Here is a 12547-nt window from a genome sequence, read left to right as displayed (position 1 = left end):
CAGGATAGAAAATTGCCTATTCTGACGCATCCCCACCACCAGAGGAAGCCACCATGAAACAGCAAGCCGTCGTCGTCGAACAATTCGGCAATACCGCCCAGGCCTACCTGAGCAGCGCCGTCCACGCCCAGGGCGCGGACCTGGCCGCCATGCAGGACGTTGCCCGCCGCATGGCCCTGCCCCGCGTGCTGGACCTGGGCTGCGGCGCCGGCCACGCCAGCTTCGCCGTGGCGCCCGTGGCACAGTCGGTGGTGGCCTACGACCTGTCGGACGCCATGCTGGACGTGGTGACCGAGGCGGCCGCCGCGCGGGGCCTGGACAACATCCGCACCCAGCAGGGCGACGTGGGCCAGCTGCCCTTCCCCGGCGCCGTCTTCGACCTGGTGGTGACGCGCTTTTCCGCCCACCACTGGCTGGACGTGCCGGCCGCCCTGCAGGAAGCGTGGCGCGTGCTGCGTCCGGGCGGCAAGCTGGTGATCGTGGACATCGTGGCGCCCGCACAAGCCCTGTTCGACACCACGCTGCAGGCGGTGGAGTTGCTGCGCGACGGTTCGCACGTGCGCGACTACCGGCTGTGCGAATGGGCCAACAAGCTGGACATGGCCGGCTTTAGCCATCGCCTGGACAGCCAGTGGAAACTGGAGATGCGCTTTGCCGAATGGGTGGCGCGCATGCGCACGCCGGCCCTGCGCGAGCAGGCCATCCGCAGCCTGTTCGATTCGGCCCCGCGCGAGGCGCGCGACTATTTCGCCGTGCAGGCCGACTATTCGTTCTCGATCGACGCGGCCATGTTCGTGGCCTGCAAGCAGGAAGAAGAGATCTATTGAGCGGTCACAGATGGCGGCCAGCCATCGGCCTGGCCGTCGGAGAAAATGGCGAGCGCAACACCCGGAATAATCGTGTTACGTCCCCATTTTTTAAAAACCGTGTTACGTCCCCATTTTTTTCCTGCCCAAACAAAACGGCGCCGCGGCGCCGTCTTGTCTTGCTGCACAGCCAGAACGATTACAGCTGGCCCAGCAGCGTTTCCGCGTTCGACACTTCGAACTTGCCGCCCTGCTCCACGTTGAGCTGGGTGACCACGCCGTTGTCGACCAGCATGGAGTAGCGCTGCGAGCGGGTGCCCATGCCGAACTTGCTGAAGTCGGCGTCCAGGCCCAGCGCCTTGCTGTAGGCGGCGTTGCCGTCAGCCATCATGCGCACGATGCCGGTCGCTTTCTGGTCGCGGCCCCAGGCGCCCATGACGAAGGCGTCGTTGACGGAGATGCACCAGATTTCGTCCACGCCCTTGGCCTTCAGCTCGGCCGCGTGCTTGACGTAGCCCGGCACGTGCTGTGCCGAGCAGGTCGGGGTGTAGGCGCCTGGCAGGCCGAAGATGGCGATCTTCTTGCCCTTGACCAGGTCTTGCACGTTGAAAGTGTTGGGGCCCAGTGCGCAACCTTCGGTTTCGGTTTCGATGAATTCCGACAGGCTGCCTTCTGGCAGGGTATCGCCGATTTTAATGGTCATGTGTTGACTCCTCTGTTCTGAAGTTGAATGAAAAAAGCCGCGCTGTGCGCGGCTTGCCCCGGCATAGAACGTGCAGTATGCCCGAAGCTGGATGATCCTGCTGAAACCGCAAAAAAACGGCGCCCGCCCGTTGCCGGGCCGGGCGCCGCATCACAGCTCAGTCACCGATCACACCGATCAGTCAGCCTGCTTGCGCAGGAAGGCCGGGATGTCGTACGTTTCCATGCCGTTCTTCTGCAGCGCCTGCACCTGCTCGGACGCCGTTTCGCGGCGCCATACGGCCGGCGCCTTCATGCCGTCGTAAGCTGCATTGCCCAGGCCGCCAGCGGCGCCCATGGACACGGAGGTGGTGGCGGCGCCGCCGCCCAGCGCTGCCGATGGCATCAGCGGGCTGTTGTGGGTACCGGTGCGCAGCATCTGCTGCGGCACCAGCTGCACATGCTTCTTGGTCTTGCCCAGGCCGGTGGCCACCACGGTGACGCGGATGTTGTCGCCCATGTCGTCGTCGTAGGCGATACCCTGGGCGATCGACGCGTCCGGCGCGGCGAAGGCGCGCACGGCGGCCATGACTTCCTTGATTTCCTTACCCTTGAGGCCACGGCTGGCCGTCACGTTGACCAGCACGCCGCGCGCGCCCGACAGGTCCACGCCGTCCAGCAGCGGCGAGGCCACGGCCTGCTCGGCGGCGATGCGGGCGCGGTCCACGCCGGAGGCGGTGGCCGTGCCCATCATGGCCTTGCCCTGCTCGCCCATGATGGTCTTGACGTCGTTGAAGTCGACGTTGATGTGGCCCGGCACGTTGATGATCTCGGCGATGCCGGCCACCGCATTGTTGAGCACATCGTCGGCGTGCTGCAGCCATTCAATCAGCGATTCGTCTTCGTAGATCTCTTCCAGCTTCTCGTTCAGGATCACGATCAGCGAGTCGACGTTGGCCGACAGCTGCTCCAGGCCCTCGTCGGCGATGTCCATGCACTTCTGGCCTTCGTGCGAGAACGGCTTGGAGACCACGGCTACCGTCAGCGCGCCCAGCGACTTGGCCACTTCGGCCACGATAGGCGCGGCGCCGGTGCCGGTGCCGCCGCCCATGCCGGCGGCGATGAACACCATGTGCGCGCCGCGCAGCGAGTCTTCGATGCGCTGGCGCGATTCCTCGGCCAGCTTGCGACCGACTTCAGGCTTCATGCCTGCACCCAGGCCGGTCTCGCCGATCTGGATGATGTTGTCGGCCTTGGAGGTCGACAGGGCCTGGGCATCGGTGTTGGCGGCGATGAATTCCACCCCGACCATGCCCTTGTTGATCATGTGTTGAACTGCATTGCCACCTGCTCCGCCGACGCCGACGACCTTGATGACGGTTCCCAAAGCTGCGTTATCGACCATATCAAACTCCATGATGTGCTCCTATCAGAATGCGGTTTCCAAGCGCCAGGCCTCATATTTGTTAGGAGAACTGGAGATTGAAAACTGCGGTTGAATTATATAAATAGTTTAGTTAAATGTATTGGAATCGCCGTACTAAAACACACATTGCAACAACTCTTACTTCACTTAGAAATTACCGAGGAACCATTCCTTCATGCGCTGCCATACTGCCTTCACAGAACCGTCCTGGCGGGTCACGATGTGGCCGCGCAGGTATTGTTTTTTCGCCTCCAGCAGCAGGCCCAGTACCGTGGCGTAGCGCGGGCTGCGCACCACGTCGGCCAGCTGGCCGCGGTAGTCGGGCGTGCCGAGGCGGGCCGGCTTGAGGAAGATGTCTTCCGCCATCTCCACCATGCCCGGCATGATCGAGGTGCCGCCCGTGAGCACGATGCCCGACGAGAGCACGCCTTCGTAACCCGATTCGCGCACCACCTGGTGCACCATGGCGAACAGTTCTTCCACCCGCGGCTCGATCACGGCCGCCAGCGCCTGACGCGACAGGTTGCGCGGACCGCGGTCGCCCAGGCCCGGCACTTCCAGCGATTCGCCCGGGTCGGCCAGCACCTGCTTGGCCACGCCGTAGCGGATCTTGATCTCTTCGGCTTCCGAAGTCGGGGTGCGCAGCGCCATGGCGATGTCGTTGGTGATCTGGTCGCCGGCGATCGGAATCACGGCCGTGTGGCGGATCGCGCCGTCCGAGAACACGGCCACGTCGGTGGTGCCGCCGCCGATGTCGATCAACACCACGCCCAGTTCCTTCTCGTCGGGCGTGAGCACGGCGTCGGCCGAGGCCATCGGCTGCAGGATCAGGTCCGACACTTCCAGGCCGCAGCGGCGCACGCACTTGACGATGTTCTGCACCGCCGACACGGCGCCGGTGACGATGTGTACCTTTACTTCCAGCCGGATGCCGCTCATGCCGATCGGCTCGCGCACGTCTTCCTGGCTGTCGACGATGAATTCCTGCGGCACCGTGTGCAGCAGCTGCTGGTCGGTGGGGATGTTGACCGCCTTGGCCGTCTCGATCACGCGCGCCACGTCGGTGGCCGTCACTTCCTTGTCCTTGATGGCCACCATGCCGCTGGAATTGAAGCTGCGGATATGGCTGCCGGCGATGCCCGCGTAGACGTTGCGGATCTTGCAGTCGGCCATCAGCTCCGCCTCTTCCAGCGCGCGCTGGATGGACTCCACGGTCGCCTCGATGTTGACGACCACACCCTTCTTCAATCCCTTCGATTCGTGCTGGCCCAGCCCGATCACCTCGTGGCGTCCGTCGGACATCACCTCGGCCACCACCGCCACCACTTTCGAGGTGCCGATGTCGAGGCCGACGATCAGGTTTTTAGCATCTTTTGTCATTTCTCTCGCCTACTGTATGTGCTTGCTGATTGGCTTTAAATTGGTGGTCTGTTTCATTACTGCCGGTCGCGCCTTCGGTCGGGCGCCTTCGGCCGGTATCTTCAGGTCGGCCGCGCTCAGCGCCAGGCCGTTCTGGTACCGCATGTCGATGGTCTCGATATTCTGCAAATGGGTGACCAGCTGCGGGTAGATGCCCAGCAGCCGGTCGACCCTTTCCTTGAGCGTGGTGGCGGTCTGCTCGCGCCCCAGCGCCACGCTCATGCCGTTGTCGAGCTTGACGGTCCACGCATAGCGGCCCGACAGCGACAGCGCCTGCGGCACCAGCTTGAGCGGGGCGAACCACAGCCGCAGCTCCTCAAAGCGCGACAGCACTTCCTTCTCGCTGCCGTTGGGGCCATCGAAGGCCGGCAGTTCATGGTCTTCCTCGGCCTCGGCCAGGTTGGCGGTGAATACGTCGCCCTTGGTCGAGAGCAGGCGGCCATCCTCGCCCCAGGTGCCCAGCGCCTCATGCTCTTCCAGCGCCACGATCAGCTGGTCCGGCCATTCGCGGCGCACGGAGGCGCGCCGCACCCAGGGCACGGACTCGAAGGCCTGTCGCACCGTATCGAGGTTGGTGGTGAAGAAGTTGCCCTTGATCCGGCCCAGCGCGTTGTTGCGCAGCGTGAGCTGGTTCACGTGGCGCAGCTCCTCGTCGCCGGACATGCTCTCGACGCGTATCGTGCGCAGGTTGAACATGGGGCGCTGCGCCAGCCACCAGACGCCGGCGGCCAGGCATGCCAGCAGCACCAGGGCAAAGATGCCGTTGGCGGTAGCATTCAAGGCTTTAGCGTCTTGCCACATACTGCTTACTCCTGTCCCTTGGCCGGTGCGGCCATCTTCAAGCGTGCCGAGCGCAGGATTTCCACGCACAGCTGTTCATAGCTGATGCCCGTCGCGCGGGCCGCCATCGGCACCAGCGAGTGGGTGGTCATGCCGGGCGAGGTGTTCACCTCCAGCAGGAAGGGCTGGTTGTCCCGTTCGCGCAGCAGCACGTCGACCCGGCCCCAGCCTTCGCAGCCGAGCACGCGGTACGCTTGCACGGCGATGCGCTGCATCTCGGCCGTGGTGGCCTCGTCCAGCAGGGCCGGGCAGTAGTACTTGGTGTCGTCCGTGAAGTACTTGTTCTGGTAGTCGTAATTGCCTTGCGGCGCCACGATCTCCACGATCGGCAGCGCGCGGGCCGAGGCGCCCTGCCCCAGCACGGCCACGGTGAACTCGCGGCCGGTGACGAATTCCTCGGCCAGTACCGAGTCGTCCAGCGCGGCGGCGATGTCGTAGGCGGCCTGGAAGTCGGCGGCGGCGCTGACCTTGGTGATGCCGATGGTGGAGCCTTCGTGCGGCGGCTTGACGATCAGCGGCAGGCCCAGCTCGGCCGCCACCTGGTCCAGCCTGGAGGCGCCGTCCAGCACTGCGTATTTCGGCGTCGGCAGGCCGTGCATCAGCCACACGATCTTGGTGTAGATCTTGTCCATGCCCACGGCGCAGGCCATCACGCCGCTGCCCGTGTAGGGGATGCCCAGCTGTTCCAGCGCGCCCTGCATGCTGCCGTCCTCGCCGTAGCGGCCGTGCAGCGCGATGAACACGCGGTCGAATTGCTCGGCCGCCAGCTCGGCCAGCGAGCGCTGGCCGGGGTCGAAGGCGTGGGCGTCCACGCCCTGGCTTTGCAGCGCCTGCAGTACGCCGGTGCCGGACATGATGGAGACGTCGCGCTCGGCGGAGCGGCCGCCGAACAGCACGCCGACCTTGCCCAGTGCCTTCGCTTCGGATGGAGTAATGTGATTCACGTTCAGACCTTCGGGTAGTTAGTCAGTTTGGCCGGGACGCCGCTGATCGAGCCTGCGCCCATGGTGATGACGACGTCGCCGTCGCGCACCACGCCCATGATGGTTTCCGGCATGTCGCCGATGGCTTCCACAAAAATCGGTTCGGTCTTGCCGCGTGCGCGCAGCGCGTGGGCCAGCGCGCGGCCGTCGGCGGCCACGATGGGCGCTTCGCCGGCCGCGTAGACCTCGGCCAGCACCAGTACGTCAACGCTGCCCAGCACCTTGACGAAATCCTCGAACAGGTCGCGGGTGCGGGTGTAGCGGTGCGGCTGGAACGCCAGCACCAGGCGCCGGCCCGGATAGGCGGCGCGCGCGGCGGCCAGCGTCACTTCCGTTTCCACCGGGTGGTGGCCGAAGTCGTCCACCAGTGCGAATGTGCCCATATCCTTGCCGCCGCCCGCAATGGCGACCTCGCCATAGCGGGTGAAGCGGCGGCCCACGCCGGCAAAGCCGGCCAGGCCGGCCTGGGTGTCCTGGTCGGCGATGCCGATTTCGCGCGCGATGGCCACGGCCGAGCAGGCGTTCTGCACGTTGTGCATGCCGGGCTGGTTCAGCACCACGTCCAGGTCGGGATAGCCTTCCTGCAGCACCGTGAAGTGCATCTCCACGCCGACGGCGCGCGCGTTCACGGCGCGCACTTCCGCGTCTTCGTGGAAGCCGTAGGTGGTGACGGGCTTGGTCACGTGCGGCAGGATGGAGCGCACGTGCGGATCGTCGATGCACAGCATGGCGCGGCCGTAGAACGGCAGGCGGTGCGTGAAGTGGACGAAGGCCTGCTTGAGCTTTTCGAAATCGTGCTCGTAGGTTTCCATGTGATCGGCATCGATATTGGTGATGACTTCGATCATGGGGGTCAGGTTCAGGAACGAGGCGTCCGACTCGTCGGCCTCGGCCACCAGGTAGTCGCCCGTGCCCAGCTTGGCATTGGCGCCGGCGCTGGTCAGGCGGCCGCCGATGACGAAGGTGGGATCGAGCCCGCCCTGCGCCAGCACGGACGCCACCAGGCTGGTGGTGGTGGTCTTGCCATGGGTGCCGGCGATGGCGATGCCGCGCTTGAGGCGCATCAGCTCACCGAGCATGACGGCGCGCGGCACGATGGGGATCTTGCGGCTGCGGGCGGCCACCACTTCCGGGTTGTCCTGCTGGACGGCGGTGGAGGTGACGACGGCGTCCGCATTGCCGATATTGCCGGCCGCGTGGCCCTGGAATACGGTGGCGCCCAGGGCGGCCAGGCGCTGGGTGACGGCGTTGCTGCCCAGGTCCGAGCCGGTGACGGTGTAGCCCAGCGTGAGCAGCACTTCGGCGATGCCGCTCATGCCGCTGCCGCCGATGCCGACGAAGTGTATGTTCTGTACTTTATGCTTCATGAGAGTTGTTCCAATACTTGTGCGATCGCGTCGTTGGCGTCGCGCTTGCCGGCCGCGCGGGCCGCCGTGGCCATGGTCTGGCAGGCGGTGCGGGTCAGCGTTTCCAACAGGGTTGCCAGGCTTTGCGGATTCATCTCCGTCTGCGGCATGTGGATGGCCGCGTTCTGTTTCGCCATCCACTTGGCGTTGTCGCGCTGGTGGCTGGTGGTCGAGGCCACCAGCGGCACCAGCACACTGGCCACGCCGGCCGCCGTCAGTTCCGACACGGTGATGGCGCCGGCACGGCAGATCACCAGGTCGGCCTCGGTGTAGGCGTGGGCCATGTCGTCGATGAAGTCGACCACGTTGGCCGCTACGCCGGCCTGCGCGTAGGCGCTGCGCAGCGCGTCGATGTTCTTCTTGCCCGACTGGTGGGTGACCTGGGGCCGCAGTCCGGCCGGGATCAGCGCCAGCGCGGCCGGCAGGTTGTCGTTCAGCGCCTTGGCGCCCAGGCTGCCGCCCACCACCAGGATGCGCAGCGGGCCTTCGCGGCCGGCGAAGCGCTGCTCCGGGCCGGCCATGTCGAGGATTTCCTTGCGCACCGGATTGCCGGTGACGACGGCCTTGCCGGCGGCGCGGCCGAATTCGGCCGGGAAGCCGAAGCACACGCGCTTGGCCAGCGGCGCCAGGGTCTTGTTCGACAGCAGCAGGGCCGCGTCGGCATTGACCAGCACCAGCGGCACGCCGCGCAGGCGCGCCATCATGCCGCCGGGGACGGTGACGTAGCCGCCCATGCCCAGCACCACGTCCGGCCGGCGCTTGCCGATGTAGCCGAAGCAGGCGGCAAAGCCGGCCAGCATCTTGAAGGCGCCCGCCACCGTGTGCCTGAGGCCCTTGCCGCGCATGCCGCTAAAGTCGATGGCGTCCATCTCGATGCCGTGCTTGTGCACGATATCCTGTTCCATGCCGTGGGCCGTGCCCAGCCAGCTTACTTCCCAGCCGCGCGCGCGCATGGTCTGCGCAATCGCCAGGCCGGGGAAAATGTGGCCGCCGGTACCGGCCGCCATGATCATCAGTCGTTTCATAATCTGCCACCACGCATCAGGACCCGGTTCTCGTAGTCGATCCGGAGCAGGATCGCGAGTCCGACGCAGTTAATCACCACACCCGTGCCGCCATAGCTCATCAGCGGCAGGGTCAAACCCTTGGTCGGCAGCAGGCCAAGGTTGACACCCATATTGATAAACGTCTGCACCCCGATCCAGATGCCGATGCCCTTGGCCGTGAGGCCGGCAAAGGTCTGGTCGATGGCGATGGCCTGGCGGCCGATGTCGAACGAGCGCTTGACGATCCAGTAGAACAGCGCGATCACCACCAGCACGCCGGCCAGGCCCAGTTCCTCGCCGATCACGGCCAGCAGGAAGTCGGTATGCGCCTCGGGCAGGTAGTGCAGCTTTTCCACGCTGCCGCCCAGGCCCACGCCGAACAATTCGCCGCGGCCGAAGGCGATCAGCGAGTGCGTCAGCTGGTAGGCCTTGTTGAGCGCATTGTCTTCCTGCCACGGATTGAGGTAGGCGAAGTAGCGCTCGCGGCGGAACTTGGACAGCGCGATGATGGAGATGAAGATCGTTACCAGCACGGCGCCGATGCCGCCGAACCAGATGGCGTTGATCCCGCCCAGGAACAGGATGCCCATGGCGATGCAGACGATCACGCCGAAGGCGCCCAGGTCCGGTTCCAGCAGCAGCAACAGGCCGACAAAGCCGACCGCCGCCGCCATCGGCATGAATCCCTTGGTCAGCTTGTGCATGTATTCCTGCTTGCGCACCGTGTAGTCGGCCGCGTACAGCACGGCCACCACCTTCATCAGCTCCGACGGCTGCAGGTTGACCACCTTGAGCGAGAGCCAGCGGCGGCCGCCGTTGACCACCACGCCCAGGCCGGGAATGAGCACCAGCACCAGCAGCACCAGGGTGCCGATGAACAGGTAGGGCGCGGCCTTCTGCAGGTCGGCGATGCGGATGCGGAACACGAACAGGCCCACCACCAGCGAGACGGCGATGAACAGCATCTGGCGCGTGAGGAAGTAGGTGTTCTGCCAGCGCACGTAGTTGGCGAACTTGGGCGAATCGGGCAGCGAGATAGAGGCCGAGTACACCATCACCATCCCCAGCAGCATCAGCAGCAGGGTGACCCAGACCAGGGGCTGGTCGTATTCCATCATCTTCGACTGCCGCGCGCGACTGTCCATCGGCGTGCGCGCCGACGATCCAGTAAAGCGGAATGGCAGCTGGAAGGCCATCAGATCTCCTGTCCCGCGTCGAGGGCGATGTCGCGCACGGCGTCGACAAACACCTGCGCGCGGTGCGCGTAGTTCTTGAACATGTCCAGGCTGGCGCAGGCGGGCGAGAGCAGCACGGCGTCGCCGGCCACGGCCAGATCGCTGGCGCGCCTGACGGCCTGCGGCAGGTCGGCGCAGTCTTCCATCAGCACGCCGGCAGGTTCGAGCGCTGCGCGCAATGCCGGCGCGTCGCGCCCGATCAGCAGCACGGCGCGCACGTAGCGCGACACCGGCTCGGCCAGCGGCGCGAAGTCCTGGCCCTTGCCGTCGCCGCCGGCGATCAGCACCAGGCGCTGGTTTTCACCCGTGAAGCTCTTGCCCAGGCCGACCAGCGCGGCCACGGTGGCGCCCACGTTGGTGCCCTTGCTGTCGTCGTAGTATTCGACTTCGTTAATGGCCGACACCAGTTCCACCCGGTGCGGCTGGCCGCGGTATTCGCGCAGGCCGTGCAGCAGCGGCGCGAACGGCAGGCCGATGGCGCGGCACAGGGCCAGCGCGGCCAGCGCGTTGGCGGCGTTGTGCTGGCCGCGCACCTGCAGCGCGTCGGCCGGCATCAGGTTCTTGAGCACGCATTCGACCGGCTCGGGGGCGGGGTCGTTCTTGCGGCGCTTCTTGCGTTCCACTTCCTCGCCCGGCACGGCCGTGGCCAGCCAGAAGATGCCGCGCTCATTGTGCAGGCCGAAGCAATCGGCGTGCTGCGGCGTGTCGGTGCCGAAGGTGATGTTCTCGCCCGTGGGGTCCTGCATGCGCATGACGGCCGCGTCGTCGCGGTTGAGCACGCGCACGGTGTCGGCGCCGAAGATGCGCTGCTTGTCGGCGGCGTAGGCGGCCATGTCGCCGTGCCAGTCCAGGTGGTCCTGGGTCACGTTGAGCACGGTGGCGGCGTCGGCCTGCAGGCTGTAGGTGGTGTGCAGCTGGAAGCTTGATAACTCAAGTACCCAGACCTGCGGCAGCGCGCTGTTGTCGAACTTCTGGTCCGATGGCGCGTCCGGCTGCTGATCCGGTTGCAGGTCCGGCTGTCCATTGGCCTGCTGGTCCAGCACTTCGCGCAGCACGTCCAGCGCGGCCGGGCTGATGTTGCCGGCCACGCGCACGGTGTTGCCGGCCCGCTCGCACAGCTGGCCCACCATGCTGGTGACGGTGGTCTTGCCGTTGGTGCCGGTGATGGCGATGACCTTGGGCTGGTAGCCTCGCTCGTCCCTGAGCGCCTTGAGGGCCTGGGCGAACAGCTCGATCTCGCCCCACACGGGGATGTTGCGTCCGGCGGCGGCCGGCACGATGTCGGCCAGTTCGCGGTTCGGCGCCAGCCCGGGGCTGACGGCCACGAAGTCCACGCCGTCGAGCAGCGCGGCGCCGAACGGGCCGGCCACAAAGCCGGCATCGGGCACGGCGGCGCGCAGCGCGGGCAGGCGCTCGGGCGCCTCGCGCGTGTCGGCCACGCGCACGCGCGCGCCGCTGCGGGCCAGCCACAGCGCCATCGCCAGGCCGGATTCCCCCAGCCCCAGTACCAGTGCGGTTTTACCGTCGTAGATCATCAGCGCAGCTTCAGGGTAGTGAGTCCGACCAGGACCAGCATCATCGTAATAATCCAGAACCGTACGACGACCTGGGTCTCTTTCCAGCCTTTTTGTTCGAAGTGGTGGTGCAGCGGCGCCATCAGGAACACGCGCCGGCCCACGCCAAAGCGCTTCTTGGTGATCTTGAACCAGCCCACCTGGATGATGACGGACACGGTTTCGGCCACGAACACGCCGCCCATGATGAACAGCACGATCTCCTGGCGCACGATGACGGCCAGCGTGCCGAGCGCACCGCCCAGCGCCAGCGCACCCACGTCGCCCATGAACACTTGCGCGGGGTGGGTGTTATACCAAAGGAAGGCCAGGCCGGCGCCGGTCAGTGCGCCGGTGAAGATAATCAGCTCGCCCGCGCCGGGAATGTGCGGGATGAACAGGTAGCGCGAATAAGTGGCGCTGCCGGTCAGGTAGGCGAACAGGCCCAGGGCCGCGCCCACCATGATGGTCGGCATGATGGCCAGGCCGTCAAGACCATCGGTGAAGTTGACGGCATTGCTGGTGCCCACGATGACGCAATAGGTCAGCGCGATGAAGCCCCACACGCCCAGCGGATAGCTGATGGTCTTGAAGAACGGGACGATCAGGTCGGCCTTGGGCGGCAGGTCCATCGAGAAGCCCGACTGCACCCAGGCGAAGAACAGCTCGAACACCTTGCCCGCGTTGGGCGCCGACACCGAGAACGCCAGGTACAGCGCGGCGCTGATGCCCACCAGCGACTGCCAGAAGTATTTTTCGGCCGAACGCATGCCTTCCGGGTCCTGGCGCACCACCTTGCGGTAGTCGTCCACCCAGCCCACGGCGCCAAAGCCCAGCGTGACCACCAGCACCGGCCAGATCAGGCGGTTCGACAGGTCGCACCACAGCAGGGTCGAGACGCCGATGGCGATCAGGATCAGCACCCCGCCCATGGTCGGCGTGCCGTGTTTTTTCAGGTGGGTCTGCGGACCGTCGGTACGCACGGCCTGGCCGTATTTCATGGCCGTCAGCTTGCGGATCACGGCCGGGCCGGCGCCCAGGCCGATCACCAGCGCCGTGATGGTCGCGAACACGGCGCGGAAGGTGATGAAGTTAAAGACCCGTAAAGGTCCGAGGTCCTGCTGAAAATATTGCGCGAGCCAAAGCAGCATG

The 12547-nt window shown here is 65.9% G+C and carries 11 protein-coding genes; 1 reads left to right on the top strand and 10 read right to left on the bottom strand.

Going from position 1 to position 12547, the window contains the following annotated elements:
• Window positions 1-53 precede the first annotated feature (53 nt).
• Window positions 54-827: a class I SAM-dependent methyltransferase gene (locus AC3WOS_RS10760; protein ID WP_492715930.1), complete on the top strand. Its 774-nt coding sequence runs from the start codon at window positions 54-56 to the stop codon at window positions 825-827.
• A 178-nt stretch (window positions 828-1005) separates the two neighbouring features.
• On the opposite strand, the gene AC3WOS_RS10755 is transcribed toward AC3WOS_RS10760, so the two are convergent.
• From AC3WOS_RS10755 to mraY, 10 genes are all read right to left on the bottom strand, one after another.
• On the bottom strand, window positions 1006-1509 hold the full coding sequence (locus AC3WOS_RS10755) for a peroxiredoxin (protein WP_492715929.1): 504 nt from the start codon (window positions 1507-1509) through the stop codon (window positions 1006-1008).
• Between the two features lie 177 nt (window positions 1510-1686).
• On the bottom strand, window positions 1687-2904 hold the full coding sequence (gene ftsZ / locus AC3WOS_RS10750; RefSeq protein ID WP_492715928.1) for a cell division protein FtsZ: 1218 nt from the start codon (window positions 2902-2904) through the stop codon (window positions 1687-1689).
• 156 nt (window positions 2905-3060) lie between these two features.
• Complete coding sequence (gene ftsA, locus AC3WOS_RS10745) at window positions 3061-4293, bottom strand: cell division protein FtsA (RefSeq protein ID WP_173593949.1); 1233 nt, start codon at window positions 4291-4293, stop codon at window positions 3061-3063.
• A 9-nt stretch (window positions 4294-4302) separates the two neighbouring features.
• Window positions 4303-5133 (bottom strand): cell division protein FtsQ/DivIB, encoded by an 831-nt coding sequence (locus AC3WOS_RS10740; protein ID WP_492715927.1) that lies wholly within the window; start codon window positions 5131-5133, stop codon window positions 4303-4305.
• Window positions 5134-5138: 5 nt separating this feature from the next.
• On the bottom strand, window positions 5139-6116 hold the full coding sequence (locus tag AC3WOS_RS10735; protein ID WP_492715926.1) for a D-alanine--D-alanine ligase: 978 nt from the start codon (window positions 6114-6116) through the stop codon (window positions 5139-5141).
• Between the two features lie 2 nt (window positions 6117-6118).
• On the bottom strand, window positions 6119-7522 hold the full coding sequence (gene murC / locus AC3WOS_RS10730; RefSeq protein WP_492715925.1) for a UDP-N-acetylmuramate--L-alanine ligase: 1404 nt from the start codon (window positions 7520-7522) through the stop codon (window positions 6119-6121).
• On the bottom strand, window positions 7519-8586 hold the full coding sequence (murG, locus tag AC3WOS_RS10725) for an undecaprenyldiphospho-muramoylpentapeptide beta-N-acetylglucosaminyltransferase (RefSeq protein ID WP_492715924.1): 1068 nt from the start codon (window positions 8584-8586) through the stop codon (window positions 7519-7521). Before murG ends, murC begins: the two co-directional genes overlap by 4 nt.
• Complete coding sequence (gene ftsW, locus AC3WOS_RS10720) at window positions 8583-9803, bottom strand: putative lipid II flippase FtsW (RefSeq protein WP_492715923.1); 1221 nt, start codon at window positions 9801-9803, stop codon at window positions 8583-8585. The genes murG and ftsW overlap by 4 nt, the downstream gene beginning before the upstream one ends.
• The gene (gene murD, locus AC3WOS_RS10715) at window positions 9803-11377 is read right to left on the bottom strand and encodes a UDP-N-acetylmuramoyl-L-alanine--D-glutamate ligase (RefSeq protein ID WP_492715922.1); all 1575 of its coding nucleotides are present in this window, start codon (window positions 11375-11377) and stop codon (window positions 9803-9805) included. Before murD ends, ftsW begins: the two co-directional genes overlap by 1 nt.
• Window positions 11377-12546, bottom strand: a complete 1170-nt coding sequence (gene mraY / locus AC3WOS_RS10710) for a phospho-N-acetylmuramoyl-pentapeptide-transferase (protein WP_492715921.1) — start codon at window positions 12544-12546, stop codon at window positions 11377-11379. Before mraY ends, murD begins: the two co-directional genes overlap by 1 nt.
• Between the last annotated feature and the right edge of the window lies 1 nt (window position 12547).

Source organism: Rugamonas sp. FW305-51 (genome assembly GCF_058786935.1).
The sequence above is the reverse complement of the archived record's forward strand: the minus strand, read 5'-3'. Positions and strand labels throughout refer to the sequence as shown.

Coding starts and splice junctions, on each gene's coding strand:
- AC3WOS_RS10760 (WP_492715930.1), top strand. CDS start 54: ATGAAACAGCAAGCCGTCGTCGTCGAACAATTCGGCAATACCGCCCAG.
- AC3WOS_RS10755 (WP_492715929.1), bottom strand. CDS start 1,509: ATGACCATTAAAATCGGCGATACCCTGCCAGAAGGCAGCCTGTCGGAA.
- ftsZ (WP_492715928.1), bottom strand. CDS start 2,904: ATGGAGTTTGATATGGTCGATAACGCAGCTTTGGGAACCGTCATCAAG.
- ftsA (WP_173593949.1), bottom strand. CDS start 4,293: ATGACAAAAGATGCTAAAAACCTGATCGTCGGCCTCGACATCGGCACC.
- AC3WOS_RS10740 (WP_492715927.1), bottom strand. CDS start 5,133: ATGTGGCAAGACGCTAAAGCCTTGAATGCTACCGCCAACGGCATCTTT.
- murC (WP_492715925.1), bottom strand. CDS start 7,522: ATGAAGCATAAAGTACAGAACATACACTTCGTCGGCATCGGCGGCAGC.
- murG (WP_492715924.1), bottom strand. CDS start 8,586: ATGAAACGACTGATGATCATGGCGGCCGGTACCGGCGGCCACATTTTC.
- ftsW (WP_492715923.1), bottom strand. CDS start 9,803: ATGGCCTTCCAGCTGCCATTCCGCTTTACTGGATCGTCGGCGCGCACG.
- murD (WP_492715922.1), bottom strand. CDS start 11,377: ATGATCTACGACGGTAAAACCGCACTGGTACTGGGGCTGGGGGAATCC.
- mraY (WP_492715921.1), bottom strand. CDS start 12,546: ATGCTGCTTTGGCTCGCGCAATATTTTCAGCAGGACCTCGGACCTTTA.